Source organism: Pseudomonas sp. 05T35 (assembly GCF_056396605.1).
In genome coordinates, this window is record NZ_JBFTLU010000901.1 from 1 (window position 1) to 580 (window position 580).

The 580-nt window shown below is 64.3% G+C and carries 1 protein-coding gene; it reads left to right on the forward strand.

Going from position 1 to position 580, the window contains the following annotated elements:
- The coding region (locus AC1DH9_RS30575; protein WP_477809508.1) for a thiolase family protein at nucleotides 1-580 on the forward strand (580 nt) is incomplete at both ends.

Consider the following 580-nt stretch of genomic DNA (forward strand, 5'->3'; position numbering starts at 1 on the left):
GTTTTCAGGGTTCGCTGGCCAGCATCCCGGCACCGGAACTCGGTGCCGCGGTGATTCGTCAATTGCTCGCACAAACCGGTCTGGTAGCGGATCAGGTCGATGAAGTGATCCTCGGTCAGGTGCTGACCGCAGGCTCCGGCCAGAACCCGGCACGTCAGGCGTCGATCCTCGCCGGCCTGCCCCACGCTGTTCCGGCGATGACCCTGAACAAGGTCTGCGGCTCTGGCCTCAAGGCCTTGCACCTGGGTGCGCAAGCGATTCGTTGCGGCGATGCCGAGGTGATCATCGCCGGCGGCATGGAAAACATGAGCCTCGCGCCGTACGTGTTGCCGGCCGCTCGCACTGGCCTGCGCATGGGCCACGCGAAAATGGTCGACAGCATGATCAGCGACGGCCTGTGGGATGCGTTCAACGACTACCACATGGGCATCACCGCCGAGAACCTGGTGGACAAGTACCACCTGACCCGTGAGGAGCAGGACGCCTTCGCCGCCGCTTCGCAGCAAAAAGCCACGGCGGCTATCGCAGCCGGGCGTTTTGCCGACGAGATCACGCCGATCCTGATCCCGCAGCGCAAAGG